9 protein-coding genes are annotated in these 16,286 nt (G+C 68.5%); 3 read left to right on the top strand and 6 right to left on the bottom strand.

The features are described from left to right. Positions 1 to 6 precede the first annotated feature (6 nt). From sbcD to ABZX02_RS08290, 6 genes are all read right to left on the bottom strand, one after another. Positions 7 to 1,167, bottom strand: a complete 1,161-nt coding sequence (sbcD, locus tag ABZX02_RS08315; RefSeq protein WP_355296095.1) for an exonuclease subunit SbcD — start codon at positions 1,165 to 1,167, stop codon at positions 7 to 9. Positions 1,168 to 1,185: 18 nt separating this feature from the next. Then, positions 1,186 to 2,937 carry an ATP-binding protein gene (locus ABZX02_RS08310; RefSeq protein WP_355296093.1) on the bottom strand — a complete coding sequence of 584 codons (1,752 nt, stop codon included), beginning with the start codon at positions 2,935 to 2,937 and terminating at the stop codon, positions 1,186 to 1,188. A gap of 15 nt (positions 2,938 to 2,952) precedes the next feature. Next, on the bottom strand, positions 2,953 to 5,766 hold the full coding sequence (locus tag ABZX02_RS08305) for a DEAD/DEAH box helicase (protein WP_355296091.1): 2,814 nt from the start codon (positions 5,764 to 5,766) through the stop codon (positions 2,953 to 2,955). After that, entirely contained in the window at positions 5,741 to 7,048 is a 1,308-nt protein-coding gene (locus ABZX02_RS08300; RefSeq protein WP_355296089.1) for an ATP-binding protein, read from the bottom strand. The genes ABZX02_RS08305 and ABZX02_RS08300 overlap by 26 nt, the downstream gene beginning before the upstream one ends. Beyond that, positions 7,045 to 9,159 carry a TerB N-terminal domain-containing protein gene (locus ABZX02_RS08295; protein WP_355296087.1) on the bottom strand — a complete coding sequence of 705 codons (2,115 nt, stop codon included), beginning with the start codon at positions 9,157 to 9,159 and terminating at the stop codon, positions 7,045 to 7,047. The genes ABZX02_RS08300 and ABZX02_RS08295 overlap by 4 nt, the downstream gene beginning before the upstream one ends. A 483-nt stretch (positions 9,160 to 9,642) precedes the next feature. After that, on the bottom strand, positions 9,643 to 11,019 hold the full coding sequence (locus ABZX02_RS08290) for a hypothetical protein (RefSeq protein WP_355296085.1): 1,377 nt from the start codon (positions 11,017 to 11,019) through the stop codon (positions 9,643 to 9,645). A 177-nt stretch (positions 11,020 to 11,196) separates the two neighbouring features. Between ABZX02_RS08290 and ABZX02_RS08285 the strand changes: the two genes are divergently transcribed. From ABZX02_RS08285 to ABZX02_RS08275, 3 genes are all read left to right on the top strand, one after another. Then, positions 11,197 to 11,637: a hypothetical protein gene (locus tag ABZX02_RS08285; RefSeq protein ID WP_355296084.1), complete on the top strand. Its 441-nt coding sequence runs from the start codon at positions 11,197 to 11,199 to the stop codon at positions 11,635 to 11,637. 2 nt (positions 11,638 to 11,639) lie between these two features. Beyond that, a complete protein-coding gene (locus ABZX02_RS08280) occupies positions 11,640 to 12,218 on the top strand; it encodes a hypothetical protein (RefSeq protein WP_355296082.1) in 579 nt (192 codons plus the stop codon). A gap of 144 nt (positions 12,219 to 12,362) precedes the next feature. Next, complete coding sequence (locus tag ABZX02_RS08275) at positions 12,363 to 16,286, top strand: AAA family ATPase (protein ID WP_355296080.1); 3,924 nt, start codon at positions 12,363 to 12,365, stop codon at positions 16,284 to 16,286.

Raw genomic sequence — 16,286 nt, 5'->3', positions numbered from 1 at the left:
CTCTCGTCAGGCGTCCGCGGTGGTCACTTCGTCGTGCAACCGGGCGAACAGCTCCTCGACCCGCTGGTCGGCGACACCGCGTTCCGCGCAATAGGCGGCGAACAGCTCACCGGGCGCACGTTGCTCGGCGGCCGCGGCGGCCCTGGGCGCATCGGTACCGGCGAACTCCGGGTCGATGCGCACCTGCAGCCCGTTCGGCAACGCCGCGTGCACATCCTCGAACAATCCCGCCCTGGCCGGTTCGCGCAGGTAGAGCCGCAGGTAGTCATCGCCGAACTCCTCGGCTCGCTCGCGCAGCTCGGCAAGCGTGCCGGTCTCGGTCCGCAGCCGACGTCCCGCAGTGAGCGGCACGTCGGTGACCTTCGCCGGGGTGGTCGGCGTGGCCTCGACGAGCACGACCACGTTCTCGTTGTCTTGCTCGCCGAAGTCCACCGCGATCGGCGATCCCGAGTAGTGCACCGGGCACGGTGCCGGGAGCTCCTGGCGGCGGTGCAGGTGGCCGAGCGCGACGTAGTGCGGTTCGCTGCCGAACGCTGCGGCGGGCACGTGGTACTCGAAGATCGACTGGGCGGGCCGTTCTCCACCGCCGAACGCGCCACCGGTGACGGTCAGGTGCGCCATCACGAGGTTGACAGCGTCCGAGGTGAACCCGGCCTTGAGTCGATCCAGCGCGATCCTGACCTGCTCGTCGTACCGGGCGGAGTTGTCTGCCGGTGTGCCGCTGAGCAGTTCGGCCGCCCTGACGGCGTACCGCTGCGACAGGAACGGCAGCACGGCGACGTTTACGCGTTCGCCGGTCGACCGCGCCGGGAACGTCACGACGCCACCGTGCTCCGCCGGGCGAGGCCGCCCGGCCAGGTGGATCCCCGCCGCCTTCATCAGCGGCCGGTACGCCTCGAACGTGGCCGCGTGGTCGTGGTTTCCCGCGATCGCGATCACCTCGGCACCGGTCGCGCGCATCGCCAGCAGCGCGTTGACGACGAGCTGCTGAGCCTCGGCGGTCGGCGCGGACGTCTCGTACAGGTCACCGGCGACGAGCACGGCGTCGACCTGGTGCGCGCGGACGACGCCTAGCATCTCGCGCAGCACCGCGGCCTGTTCGTCGAGCCGGCCACGACCCTTCAGCGTCTTGCCGATGTGCCAGTCGGAGGTGTGCAGGAACTTCACGGGCGGTCCTCACGTGGTTCAGAACGGGGCGGGGTCGTCCTGGTCGAAGTCGTAGGCGCCGGGCTTCCAGTTCGCGAACGGGTCGCGCGCCCGATGGCCGTTCGCCGCGGCCGTGTCGGGGAGCCCGCCGGCCTCGGACGCGCGGGTTGCCCAGGCGGGGAACGGGAACTCGACGGCGATCGGCACCGGGATCTCCGGCTGGCTCACGAACATCGTGCCGGGCTTGGCGAGCGTGGCGCGGACCCGTTGGCTCGCCGGGAGGAACCCGTACTCGGGCCGCGATGCCTCCGCCGCGTCGAGCCTGCCGACGATGCGCACCGAGCTGTTGCTGACGATCCGCCGTTCGACCTCGCTCGCGGTCTGCTGGGCGCCGAGCAGGATCACGCCGAGGGATCTCCCCCGTTCGGCGATGTCGAGCAGCACCTCCTTGATCGGGCTGGAGCCCTCGCGCGGCGCGTACTTGTTCAGCTCGTCGAGCATGGTGAACAGCAGCCCGCCCGGCCCCGCCTGCTCCTTGCGCGCGGTCTCCGCGGCGAGCACGACACCGACGACGAAGCGCTGCGCCCGTTCGACGAGGTTGTGCAGGTCGACAACGGTCACCTGCTGCCCGGTGGTGGAGATCCGGCGGGCCGCCGTACCGGTGAGGTCACCGCGGATCAGCTCGCTCAACGCCCGCTGGCTCGACCTCAGCCGGCGCACGAACGCGTTGACCGTGCCGGCGCCGATCGCCGGACCCGCCCACTCGGCGCGCGTGTCCTCCTCGGTCACCAGGTCCACGACGACGTCGACGAGGTCCTCGTACGTGCGGCAGAGCTTGCCGTTGAGCTTGACCGCGCCGTCGTCCCCGGCCGGCTGCGCGTCCCGCCGCAACCGGTTCGCGACCTGGTGCACGACCATCGTGTACTGGTTGCGCTCGTCCTCGGCGTCCGCGAAGACGTACGGCAGCAGCTCCTCCGCGCAGAACTCGGCGAGCGTCCACCAGAACGACGCCACCCCCTGCGTCCTGCCCACGACGTGCGGCCGCCCGGTCAGGTCACCGGGCGTCGGCGGGGCGTAGAAGCCGACCGACTCGAACGGCTTGGCGGGCAGCTCGAGCCGGATGTACTTCTCACGCTGCTCGTCGTCGAGCTGCGAGTTGGCGTTGTCGAGGAACAACAAATCCTCGCCCTTGACCGAGAACACCAGCGCCTTGACCGTGTTGTGCGCGTTCGCGACGACCTGGCTCTGCAGGATCGAGTGCAGCAGGAACAACGCGAACGACGTCTTGGTCGCCACACCGCTGATGCCGCTGATGTTGACGTGCGCGCCCCTCGTGCCGTCGAGGAACTCCATGTTCACGTAGATCGGCTCGCCATCACGCCCGATGCCCACCGGCACCTTGCGCCGCATCTGGTCGAAGTACAACGCCATGGCCCGCTCGGTCCCGGTGGCCCGCCGCGCGATCTCCCCAGGTCGCGGCGGCACGTAGCACTCGGGCTCGACGCGGGTGGTGGCGATCTCGGCGATCTCCTGCACCGCCGCGGGCAGCACGCCATCGGAGATCAGGAAGACGTCGCTGCCGAAGGTCGCCCCCTCGTGCCGCGCGATCACCTGGGTGACAACGCCGCAGGTCATGACCGGTTCACGCCCCGCGACCGCACGTGTGGTGACCACGACGTCGTCCAGCTGCAGGTACGAGTCGGGGGCGATCGCCACGTGAAAGGTGAGCGGCGTGGCGTCCGCGGTGCCCGCCACACGTCCCACGACGTTGGTCAGTTCCTCTTGCGGCAAGGTGTCCCTCTCCGATCAGCCGACTGCGACCAACCACTCCTGGCCACGTCCCGCCCACTCAGGTGGCGGGTTGCGCAGGTGGTGGCGCAGCAGTTCCGCGGTCCGGCGCGCATCGGCGAGTGCGCGGTGGTCCTGCTCCGCGTCCACGACGCCGACCGCGGCACAGCAGTCACGGAGCTTCCTCCTGCCCTCGTCGTGGACGATCCGGTCCACTTCGAGCGTGCACACACCCGCGCCCACCGGCATCGAAAGGCCCGCCCTGGCGAACTCGGCCTCGAGGAAGCGGCGCTCGAACGGCAGATTGTGCGCCACCAGAACGGCTCCGTCGAGCTGCCGCGCCAGCACGTCCGCGACTTCCGCGAACCGGGGCGCACCGTCCACGTCGGCGTCCGTGATGCCATGCACCCAGGACGCCCCGACCTGACGATCAGGCTGCACGAGGGTGCTCCACTCCCCCAGCGGCTCGCCGTCGTGGCGGAGGCGGACCACACCGATCTCGATGATCCGGTCCCGGCGGCCAGGCGCGAACCCGGTCGTCTCGACGTCGACCACCGCGAACGGTGCCGGCGTGAAGTGCTCACGCACGACGACGACCGGTTTCCCGGCGATCGGGTCGACGTCCAAGACCGGCAGCAACTCGCTCAGCGACTCCAGCACCCCGCGGGCACCGGCCAGGTCGAGGTGGCCCCGCGCGTACGCCTGCGCCCTCAGTCCCGCACTCAGGTGTACGTCGTGCTTGTCGACCACCGTGTTCGGCACCGCCTCCGCCAGTTCGACGGCGGTGGGACCGGGACTCGCGAGCATCTGCCGGACGGCGTGGCCGAACTGAGCGGGCGTGCATCGCGAGACGGTGAGAGCAACGCCGTCCCTGCTCGTCTCGAAGCCGCCGAGGCTCAGCCACACGGCCAGTGTGTCCAGTACCCGGTCACCGAGCCACGGAAAGACGACGGTGTCGTCTCCCCTGGCCAGCACCGGCGAGGCCGCCAGTTCCAGGCGGCGGTACCAGTCACGCCCCTCGGCCAGCAGCTCCTGGGCCGTGCGGTCGAGGTAGGGCGGCACGACGTCGGACTCGTACCAGCAGCGCATCCGCCGCCGGATCTCGTCGCAGATCTCCGCCGAGCCACCCGCAAACGACGGCGCCCGCCCACCCCGTGCAGGCGCCAGCTCGATGAGCTTGGCCTTCGAATCCACCTCGACGACCTGCCACCGGCGCCCGGCGAAGATCAGCAGCTGACCCGGCATGATCGGGTTCACCACGGGGATCGTGCCCAGCGTGCGATTGCCGCTGACCAGCCGGTACTCGTCGCCGCCGGTGAACGCCGCGTAGAAGCTGTAGTGGTTGACGATCACCTCGCCGACGCCGCCGAGCAGCAGGAGACCGTCCGGTTCCTGCTGGATCAGGCCCGCCTCACCAAGGTCGCGCATTAGCTGCAGGAACACCGGCTGCTCGATCCGCGCGAACGGGCCGTTGACGCACAACGCCTTGAACAGCTGGGAAGCGGAGGCGCCCTGGTGCTGCGCGATCACCGAGAGGATCTGCTGGACCAGGGTGGACAGGTGCCAGGCGGTCAGGTCCGGTGGTTCGTACCAGTGTTCGCCGAGCAGGTCGAACATCGCCACCGTCTGGAACAGCTCGGCCCTCAGCTGGTCGGACGGGGAGCTGGTGCCGGCGATCTCCGGTTCGGTGATGTACACGCGCAACACGGCCTGCTCGCCACGGCGGCCGGACCGGCCGAGCCGCTGCCGCAGCCCCGACACCGTGGGCGGGGCACCGATCTGCGCCACCGACTTCACAGCGCCGATGTCGATGCCCATTTCCAAGGTGGAGGTGCAGATCGCGGTGGTGGGCCGGGAGCTCTTGAGCATCCGCTCGACGTGCTCGCGGACGTCCTTGGAGAGGTTGCCGTGGTGCGGCAGGAACTCGTTGGGCACGTTCTGGGCGTAGCTGATCGCGCGGAGCCGGTCGGCGTAGTACTCGACAGCACCCCTGCGGTTCGCGAACACGAGGTTGTTGGTGCCGCGCAACGCCTTGAACAGGTGCGAGGCGATCGCCAGACTACTGGCCGGGTCCTCCGCCGGTTCCCCGTCCGGCGCATTCTCCACGTATCCGCGCACCTGGAGCAGGAACTCACCGCCCTTGGAGCTGTCCTCGACAACTCGCACTGCGCTGCCCGCGCCCGGCCGCAGGAACTCCGCGGCCGATCCCATGTCGCTCAGGGTCGCGGACAGGCCGACCCGAGGTACGGTCCGACGCAGCGAGAGTTCCAGCCGGTGCAGCAAGGACTGCAGCTGCGCGCCGCGCTGGGTGCCGATGAACGAGTGCATCTCGTCGATCACGACCCAGCCCAGCGACCCGAAGATCCGCGTCAGGTCCGGTCCGCGCAGGACGAACATCGCCTCCAGCGACTCCGGGGTGATCAGCAGGATGCCCTCGGGCTTCGTCAGCACCGCGGATTTCGCCGTCCCCGCCACGTCGCCGTGCCAGCGGTGCACCGGCACCTCGAGCTGGTCGCACAGATCGTCCAGCCGCCGGTGCTGGTCGTTGATCAGCGCCTTGAGCGGTGACACGTACAACGCCCGGATGCCAGGACCTTCCGCGTCCAGCACGGCAGAGCAGATCGGTAGGAACGCGGCCTCCGTCTTGCCCGCCGCGGTGGCGGCCGCGATGATCACGTCCCGATGGCCCGGCAACACCTCGGGAATCGAGCGTTCCTGGACGGGTCGCAGCTCCGGCCACTCCTGCCGCCACACCCAGCGCTGCACCTTCGGGTGCAGGCGGGTGAAGCCGACCGAGCCGACCCGTTCAGAGCTTGAAGCCGACGAGCTCATCGTCGTCCGCCGTGGCGTCGAGGGGCTCCAGATCCGGGTTGACGTCCTGTTCGAACCGGACGCTGCCGAGCAGCACCCGCCAGTCCGCGCCGGGGTTGTTCTCCAACACCGACAACAGGTTCAGGAACTCCTTGATCGTCGTGCGCGGCGTGCGGAAGTACGCGTCACCGATGCGTTCCGAGCAGTGCTGCATGAACGCCTGCAGTGCCTCGTCCGGCAGCAGGTAGGCGACGGGATCGCCACTCGCGAACACGTGCCGCAGTTTGCTCAGTAGGACGAAGAAGTCCTCCTGCGTCAGGCTCGACAGCCGCAGCACCGGCCCGGAGTAGTCGGTCAGACCGTTGGTGGCGAACGAGTTCTCGGCCAGCCGCGACTGGAGGGCCTCGTAGGAGTAGAGGCCGCGGCGGGTGTCCATCAGGAACTCCGGCGTGCCGCCGAACAGGAACCCGACATGGGCCGCGGTTCCCTGAAGGCTGTCGTTGACGATGCGCAGGACCTGCTCGTAGTTCGCCGAGCGGGCCTGCGAGGAAGTCAGCTTGTAGAGGTTCACCATCTCGTCGAGGCAGACGAGCAGTCCGCTGTACCCGGCCATGCGCACGAACCGCGAGAGCAGCTTGAGCTGGTCGTAGAAGCTCGCGTCGTCGACAATCGTGCGCACGCCAAGGGCCGAGCGCGCGTCGGTCTTCGTCGTGAACTCGCCCCGCAGCCAGCGCACGGCGTCGGACTTTAGCTGCTCGTTGCCGGTGTCGTGACCACGCCAGTACGCCGCGATGACCTCGGCGAAGTCGTAGCCGCCGACGAGTTCGGACAGCTCGGCCATCCGCTCCCGGATGACGGTCTCCGGGCTGGCTCCGCGATCCCTGGCCGTGGTCATGGCCTGCGTGACGAACCGCTCCACGACCGCGCCGAGCGCGCCGCCGTCCGGCTTTGCCTGCGTCGCGGTGTTGCGGGCGAGTTCGGCGTACAGGCCGCGCGCCTGGCCGCCGGTGGCGTGCAGCCGCCGGTCCGGTGCCAGGTCGGCGTGCATCGTGACGAGCTTCTGCTTCAGCGCGATCGACCGGACGAGGTGCAGGAAGAAGGTCTTGCCCGCGCCGTACTCGCCGATCACGAACCGCGAGGTGGAGCCCCCGTCCGCAATCCGTTCGATGTCGCGCACCAGCGAGGTCACCTCGTGCTGGCGGCCGACCTGGACGTGCTGCTGGCCCGCCCGCGGCACCACACCCGCGCGCAGGGACTGAACGATCGTGTCGCGGTCACGGGGACGGATTCGGTCAGCGGTCATGCGAACATTTCTCCTCGTGCGTAGTCGTTGATGCTGAGCTCGTCGCCGTCGCCTTCGACGAGCGGTTCGTCGGCGATCTCCAGCGCCGCCTCGTTCACCGCGTCGAGCGCGCCGTCGGGCATCAGACCCAGTTCCTCACAGAGATCTTCGAGTTGGCCGCGGGTCCACATCGCACGGTCGACGAGCCTCAGCACCAGCGCCGAGTGTGCGCTGTCCAAACCGCCGACCCGCGGACCGTCTTGCACGGGCGGCTTCACCGGCGGTGCCTCCTCGGCCTCGTCGGCGAAGATGTCGGCCAGCAACGCGGACACCGCGGCGCTCTCCGCCAGCCGTGCCTCCACGAGGCGCCGGTCCAGCACGACCGACCCCTGCGCATGCTTCGCTTCCGGACGCGGAGGGATCGCAAACCCGGCGGCGGCCGGTTCGGGAGTGCCCACCCTGACCGGTTCAGTGGCGGGTGGTGGTGTGGCAGCGGAAGCGTGCAGTCTTCCGTAGACCGAGTCGGGGTCCAACTCCAGCAGTGTGTAGATCTTGCGGAGCGTCTTGACCTCGCCCGGCGAGACGTGGCCGTCGATTGCCGCGACCAAGGTCAGGAAGTCGGCCACGTGGTGGCGCTGAGCCGTGGTCAGCGCGGCCAGGCGCTTCTTCAGCCCGGTCAGCTTGGTGTCCCCGGCCAGCAGCCAGGTCAGGTGGGCGACCAGCCGTTCGCGTTCACCTGCCTGCAACCCCAGTGCGGACTCCAGGTGGCGCACCAGGTGGTCGCGCTCGGCGTCGGACACGTCGTCGTCGGCCGCGCTGACCACTGCGGCGAGGTGCAGCAGCATGGTTGCCGCCGAGTACTCATGGCTCGCCGTGGTCGGCTGGTCGTGCCGGATCCGGAAGAGCACGGCAGGCCCCGCGGACAGCACCTGACCACCCATGCGCACGTCGGGTTCCATGCCAACGCCGAGCCGGTCGAGCACCTGCGCGAGGCCGACCGCGTCCGCCTTCACGAACTTCCCTGGCGTGCGGGAGGGCCACAGCGTCATAAGCTCGGCGCCGTCCAGCACCGCGATGTCCTGCGCACCTAGCAGTCGTTCGACGAGGTCCTGCGTCGGCCGCAACGCCTCGTGGCCCGCCTGCACCAGTTCCGGCGGCAGCACCGCCGCGGCGGCCAGCGAACCGGCCGCCTCCGGCTGCCTGCCGATCAACCGGCTGTACGGGTCGAGAACGGTCGCGCACTCCTCGATCAGGCTCGCCAGCTTCCGAGTGGGCGCCGCGGCGGTCGTCACGTCCGGGAGGTCGAGGGTCAGCGACCTGTCGTCGAGACCGCTGCTCGCGGGCCGGTACGACAGCGACACCTGCTGTTTCAGCGGCCGCACCTGGAGCCCGTCGCCGTGCAGATCGCGGTAGCGCAGCAGGAACAGCCGGCGGAACTCGTCTGGGCATCGTTGAGCTGGCGTCCTGGCGTACATCTCCGGATGCAGCAGCGCCCAGCTGAACGCCCACTCGGCCGGCACCGGCAGACCGTCGCGGGCGAACCTGCCCAGACCGATCCGCAGCTCGATCGGGACGGGGTACCGGTCCGTCGTAGTGGGGTCGGGCGCCGCGACGGTCACGTTCGGGTCCTCGGCCATCAGCAACACCTGGGCACATTGGAGGAACTCCGTCACGTAAGATCCGAAAGACCTGTTGTGACCGTAGACCCGTTGCAGCCGAAGGCACTCGGCGAAGATCCTCCGCAGGTCAGCGCGCGCGGCGGCGTCCACCCGCGAGTCGACCAGCACGCGCCGTTCGAGGCCGTAGAAGTACAGGAAGACGTGTCCGATGTACGCGTTCGGGTCCTGTCGCCCACCGGCCAGCCAGGCCAGGTAGCCGCTCCGGCTCTCGGGCGGAATCGAGTGGTAGGCGGGCCAGTAGTCCATGCCGTGGCCCGCGTGGTCAGGCCGACGGTCCTCGAGCGGCAACCCCGGATCAATGCACTCAGGACGCTGCCTCGTGCCGACCAGGCGCGACGGGACCTGGCCGACGTAGAGCATGCCACCCGGGAGCACGTGCCGTCCGATGCGGACTGTCTCACCCGGCGGCACCCACCTGGGCTCGACCGGCCGCAGCAAGCTGGGCGGCGGCAACCGAGGTGCCTGGCGAACAGGAGCTTCCACGTAGGCGCGAATGTCCGGCGCGGTCTTCGTACGCCGAAAGTAGTCCAAGAGCCCCAACTCGCCGCACCCCTCGCACAGTCCCCTGACGTCCGGTCGGCAACTACGTCGTTCGCCCAAGAGGGGGCGTTACCGCCCGATCGGGTGAAACAGCGCGCCTACCGTCCATTGAGGACTCACCGGCGGAACCAGGGCGCGAAGTCCTCGAAGTCCATGTTGCCCAGCGAGAGGTTGCAGTGAACGTCGTGGGGCGCCTGCCTCGGCTCGATGCGGAACTCGCGCACCGCCGAGGCTCTCCCTGCGACCGTCCCGCCAGACCTGCAGAGGACCCAGTACCCGCACGCTCACCCCGCTGATGGCTCCTCCGCTCCCAGGACCTGCTCGGGGGTTCGTCCGATCGGACGCAGGGGGAGCCCATCGCGTTCCCGCCGGCCGGCCCTGCGCTCCTGCCGAACGTCATCTCGCGGTCGTCGACCCGGTCTGGCAGTCCAGCGGTTCGTGCTTGTGCAACATCGCGCACACGCTCTCGACCTGGTCCGATGGCAACGGCCCGAACCAGACGAACACCTCCGCTTCCGGACGCTTCGAGCCGCGGAACGGACTGCACGCGTCGTCCCACCTGCTCACCTGCACCCGCGGGTGGTGGAGGTCCAGCAGCTGACCGACGAATCTCGCGTCTTCACCAGGCAGTCGTTGCAGGCGCCTCGACTCGTACTCGATGAGCCATGCGGCGTGCGCGCCGGCTTCAGCTTCGGTCATGCCCCACAGGTTGATCGCCGACGTACCTGGCGCACAGGGCATGACGCTGTACGGGGGTGCAGGTACCGAGGTCGCGGGCGGGCCGGTGCTCGAGGTGGTCGTGCCCGCCGCCGAGCCGGCTGGCGTGGTGGGCTCGCCGCTGAGGCCGGCCGTCACGACGGAGGTCAGCACGACCGCAACGCCGGCGACGGTCAACAGCACACCCCTGCGCGTAGCAGGCTTTTCACCGCACCACGAGACGAACTCGCCCAGTCGGACCCTCGCTGCGGCGAACGCGGCAGCCAAGAAGGCCGGCATCTGCGCGAGCCAGCCGATCTGGGTGACGGTGACCTCCTGCGTGAAGCTGTCAAGGCCGCCACGTGCTACCGAGATCTCGAACTGCGGACTCCACGACGTCGTGAGCGGCGCTTGCGTGGACAGACGTAGCTCCAGGTCCAGCAGAGCGGAGTCACCCGGCGCGAGGTCGAAGGAGCCGGACCCGACCAGATCCAAGTGGTGTGCCGGAGCCTCACCGAACTCTCCGGGCGCCTGGATGGTTCCCTGCAAAGGCTTGTTGCCGGTGTTCGTCAGCTCGACGACGCCCTCGTAGGTCCCCGGCTCGGACAGGTCTCCGGGAAGAGCGAGGCTCGCCGTGAGGTTCGGCCGGCTCACGATCGTCACGGTCTCGCTGGTCTCGGCCAGTCTCCGGCCCGACGGGTCCTCCGCGTGCACCGAGACGCGACGTCTGCCGGCCTCGGGGGAGGTCGGCGAGGTGCGCAGGACCAGCTTGACCTTCTCCGTTCGTCTCGGCGCGATGGTCACCTTGTCGGGGACGACCTCGCTCGAAGTGCCCGGCATGCCGTTCAAATGCAGGACCACGTCGTGCGGCTGGTCTTTGAGGTTGCTGACTTCCAGCGTCAAAGACACCTGGTCGCCAGGATTCAGTTCGAGCTCCGCATCGCAGATGAGCATCAGGGCGATGTCCTCGCTCGACTTGCTTCCGCGGAAGTGGACGGCACCGATGTTCCCCGCCTGCAAGACGGTCTCCGCCGACCCGGAGAACTCGTTGCGAGTCTCGCCGTCCTCGGTTGACAACGCTTTCTCCTCTCGCCGCTCATCGCTTGTCGCACGGACCAGGTCCGGCGTTTCTCCTCCCGCCCCCAAGGCTGATTTTTCTACGTCGCATGGCATTTTCGGCAGGTAACGGCATGAACGAAACCGACGACAGCACTAGGAAGCGATCAACGCCATGAGCAAGGAAACGGTGGTCAAGTGACGGACATCGAGATCGCGGTCAGGGTCCTGATCGCTCAGTTGACGCTTCCCGCGCATCTCGAACACGAGCACCCTGGCGCTGATCGGGACGGAACGTCCGAACCGGCGTTCCAGCTCGTGTACGAGATGGTCAGAACGAAACTGAGCGGAGATTCCGCACTGGAGAGACTCGAACTCGAGGCGAACCAAGCCGGCCAGATTCGCCCGCGGACACGGGCAAGGCTGGTCATGGCCTTGGAAGACGCCGCCGAGGACGATGCTCACTTCGCCCAGGAGCTGCGAGCCGCCGTCGCAGAGGCGAGGAAGTCGGAACGACTCGACGTGGAAAGCCGTGGCAGCGTCACCAACCAGATCACCGGCAACGTCAGCGGGCGCGTGGTGCAGGCCCGTGACATCCACGGCGGCGTGACCTTCCACAACGGCAGCAAAGGAAGCTGACGATGTCGTTGGCCGCCGTCATCGTCGCCGGCCTGGCGCTGATCGTGTCGTGCCTCTCGCTCGGCTGGCAGATGTTCACCTTCAGCCGTTCAGGCCGCCGCGCGAAGGTCTACGTGTCGATCGGGTGGCGGGGCAATGACACGCAGCTGCTGCTGCAATCGATCAAGCGCCGCGACGATCCCCTCGACGTCCTCTCCCGCTTGTCCGGCAACGGCCCGTCCACGCCGGTGCTCGGGGTGACGGTGCACAACGTGGGCAGATCAGACCTCTACGTCTCCGCGGTCTTCATCACGGGCAAGTCCCGTGCGAGCAACCACCTGCCCTCGTCCGGGACCACCTGGCCCGCCCTGCCCCACCTGCTGAAGGCGGGCGACAGCGAGAACTGGTACCTGGACGTCTTCGAGTTCGTGTCGATCTGCAAGACCTTGGGCGACGGAAACCTCAAGGACGTGCGCCACATCGGCATGCGGATCGCCCTGAAGGACGGGCAGACGATTCCCGTTCGGCGGCGAGTGAAGCTCGAAGAGCTGCAACGGATATGGAACATCTCCAGCAACACGAACGGGTCGTCGGTCAATTAGTCTCGGGGAAGACGTTGGTCGACGCCGACGATCTGCTTCGTCCTGATCCACGACATTCGGTGATTCGGCACCGCGGCGATCGCCTGATGACTACGATCTGCCGTTCGCGCATGTGCACTAGGTGGGCAACGACGGTGTTTGCCCTTGGGAGCCGCTTTGCCGAACGTGTCCAACGACGTCCACAACGAGATTTCCGGGTCCGTGTCCGGATCGGTCGTGCAGGCCGGCCACATAAGTGTCCAGTTCGTCCTGCGGTTGATCGATCTCGCCGGGGGAGAGAGCTACCTGGCGGACAGCGGCTCGAATGGTGACCGCGGTCGCTCGCCGGAGCAGCGCGAGGCGCTGGCGGACCGTCTTCTGCGGTTCGTGCTCGACAATCCCGAGCAACTCAGTGCGGCCATCTCGGCTCAGACGCCGGCGAGATCAGGCGCACCCGCCGAGAGGTGGGTCAACGACGAAATAGCGCAGATCCTGGGACTTCTGGAACGTGGACTCGCCGAGCGACGCATCGCGGACCATGCTCAAGCCCAGCTCATCGGCGGCATCGCCGTGCAGCTCTCCCAGTTGCACCAGTCGTTGCCGCTCGGCCACGAGCCGCAGAAGCCGGGGCCGTGTCCTTATCCCGGGCTCGCGTCGTTCACCTCAGACCAATCCGAGCTGTTCGTAGGTCGCGAAGAAACCGTTGCCCGACTTTGTCATCGTTTGGTGGAACAGCACGCCCAAGGTGCACCTCTGCTGGTGACAGGTGTGTCCGGTGCGGGCAAGTCGTCCTTGTTGAGCGCGGGACTGGTTCCCGCGTTCAAGCGAGGTCTTGTGCCGTTGGACGGCTGCGCGTCCTGGCCGGTCGTCAGGTTGCGTCCGGGTGCGCAGCCGCTGCAATCGTTGATCGCGAGGGTCGCCGGCATCGCGGGGGAGGCGGCAGGGCTCGCGGTCAAGGAAGTGCGCGGCGAACCAGCGGCGTTCGCTGCTCTGGCTCGTCGCGCCGCTCGGTCTGCGGCGAAGGAATCGCCCGGCGAAGCACGTCTGGTGCTGATCGTCGATCAGTTCGAGGAGATCTACCTGCCGTCGTCGGACGCGGCCGAGCGCGCCGCTTTCCTGGCGGCTCTGCTGGCAGCCGCGCGAACTGCCGACGGCGGGCCGGCGCCCGCGATCATCGTTCTCGGCCTGCGATCGGACTTCCTGTCGCGGTGCGCCGAAGACCCCCTGCTGTCCGCTGTGGTGGAGAACGGTCAGTTCCTCCTGGGCCCGATGAGCCCGCAGGACCTGCGCAGGGCAGTCGCCGAACCCGCGGCACGCGCCGGCCTCGCGCTCGAGGACGGTCTGACGTCGCAGGTGCTCGCCGATCTGGACGCCTACGACTCGACCGCGCACAGGTACCAGGCGGGCGCGCTCCCGCTGCTGGGGTATGCGCTCGAGGAGACGTGGCACCGCCGCCGGGGCAGGACCCTGACTTTGGCGGGCTACGTCGAGGCGGGCCGGGTCGGTGGTGCGGTCTCGAAGGCGGCGGAGAAGCTCTACCTGGGACTCGACGACACCGACCGGCGATCGTTGCGCTTGATCTTGCTCGCGCTGGTCGCGGTGTCCGAAGGCGTGGAGGACACGCGTCGAAGGGTCAGGAAGGACGTGATCCTGAGTCTCGGGACGCACACGCTCCTCGACCGCCTCCTGAAGGCGCGTCTCGTCCAGGTCGACCAGACGGACGTCGAGATCACGCATGACGCGTTGCTCAAAGCCTGGCCGAGACTGACGAACTGGCTCACGTCCGACCGCGACTACCTGATCGTGCAAAGGCGTGTCACCGACGCCGCGAGGACCTGGGTCGCCCTGGATCGCAACACCGACGTCCTGTTCCGCGGCCTGCAACTCGACACGGCCGCAGCCTGGGTCACGACCGTGGAACAGCGTGGCGAGACCGTCGTCAGCGACGTCGCGGAGTTCGTCCAGGCGAGCCTCGACGCACAGGACGCCGCTCACCGGGCGGAAGTCACCCGCGGCCGGCACCGCAAGTACCTGATCAGAGCGCTTGCGGCGCTGTCCGTCGTGGCGTTGGGTGCCGCGGCGACCGCGGTGGTATACGGCGCGGACGCTGATCGCCAGCACGACCTCGCGCTCTCCCGGCAGCTGGCCGCCCAGAGCCTGAGCGTCAAGGACACCGACCCGTTGCTGGCACGTCGTCTCGCCCTCGCGGCCTGGCACACGGAGCAGACCGCCGAGGCACGCGAGGTGGTGAGCGCCCTCCTCACCCCGCAACGAGGCGTCCTCGTCGGGTCGACGGAGGTGGTCGACGGAGCGTCGTTCAGTCCGGACGGGAAGCTGCTCGTCACCGCGGGCACGACCTCGGGCGCGCGGCTGTGGGACGTCGTGACCGGTCGTGGTCTCGGAAGACTCGAGCCCGAAGGCAAACCGGTGGTGGACGTGACGTTCAGCCCGGACGGCAAGGTCATCGCGGGCACCGAGGACGGCAGCGGCACGGTCGGCCTGTGGGATTCGCAGACCCGCCAGCGCATCGCGCAGGTTCGGGACAGCTACACCGGTGGGCCCGTCGCGGCGCTCGCGTTCAGCGCGGACAGCTCGGTCGTCGCCGTCTCGGACTCCAACGGGGCGGTCCAACTCGCCGATGCACGTACGGGCACGCCGACCATACGGCTGACGGGGCACCACGGAAACGTCGTGGCGCTGGCGTTCAGCCCGGACGGCAAGGTGCTCGTCACCGCGAGCCGGGACCAGACCCTGCGGGTGTGGGACGCGCAGACCGGGAACCTCCGCACCAACATCACCGATTTCCGTGGCTGGTGGACGAAGGTGGTGTTCGGCCGTGACGGCACGACGTTCCTCGCCGCCGGGCCGACCGGCTCGGCGAGCATCTGGGACGTGAAGACCGGCGCCCGTCGCGGCGGGCTCTCGTTCGACCCGGCTGACACCGTCTCGCTGTCCGAAGGCCTGATCGTCACCGCGGGTGAGGACTTCACTGTGCGGCTCTGGGCCGTGGAGTCGGGAAAACTGGTCCGCACCATCGCCACGGGCCACACCGGCAAGATCACCGACGTGGCCGTGGGCCGAGATGACTCGACCATCGCGACGACGAGCGTCGACGGCAGCGTGCGGCTGTGGAACACGTCGACAGGGCAGCTCCACACCGCGGAACTGCGGGAGAACCTGGAGCCCGGCGAGTACCGGCACCGGCTTGACTCCATCGCGTTCAGCCCGGACGGAAAGCGGTTGGTATCCGCCACCACCAGGAGAGAAGCGGGTGTGTCTCGTGGCGGAACCGCTGTCGCCACCCTGTGGGAACCGTCGACCGGTGTTCGGACAGAGGCTCTGAGCCTGAACATCGATCGCATCGCGGCTGTCGGATTCCGCGACGACCGCACAGTCGCGATCGTCAACAGTGATACGAACGACATCCAGTTCTGGAACCTCGAGACCGGCCGGCACGTGGAGAATCTCAAGCTCGTCAGGAGCAACAAGGAGGGACACCCCGTCATCCAGGAGCCGATGACGTTCAGTCAGGACGGCAAGTCCATCTTCGCCACGGACGGCGGCCCTCCCGCGTTGTACGACTCCACGACCGGGGCTCTGCTGGGGGTGGCCCATTCGCTGGAGAGCCTCGAGGTGCGGACGGCCACCTTCAACTCCGCCAAGAGCCTGCTGGTCAACTCGCCGAGCAAGCGCAGTTCCGGCCAGATGATCGAGCTGGACTTCTCGGCCGGCGATGCGACGCTCCGTTCCCTCTCGGGCGTCTACGAGCGGGTAGCGGTCGCCGCGAGCAGAGGGGATCGCAAGATCGTCGCCACCGCGAACGGCAAGGACATCCAGCTGTGGGACCCCGCGACCGGCGCCCGGCTCGGCGCACTGCTGACGGGGCACACCGGCGACGTCAGCCACCTGATGTTCAGCCCGGACGGCAGAATCCTCGCTTCGGCGAGCGTCGATGGCAGCGTCCGGTTGTGGGATCCGGAGGGCTACACCGATCCGGTCAAGACCCTGTGCGCTCAGGCCGGTGCCATCTCGCGGGACGAGTGGGTTCGCTTCGCCCCGGACGAACCGATTCCGCGGCTGTGTTACTGA

Source organism: Lentzea sp. NPDC003310 (assembly GCF_040610935.1).
In the GTDB taxonomy this organism is placed as follows: Bacteria; Actinomycetota; Actinomycetes; order Mycobacteriales; family Pseudonocardiaceae; genus Lentzea.
This window is presented reverse-complemented; position numbering and strand designations above follow the sequence as displayed.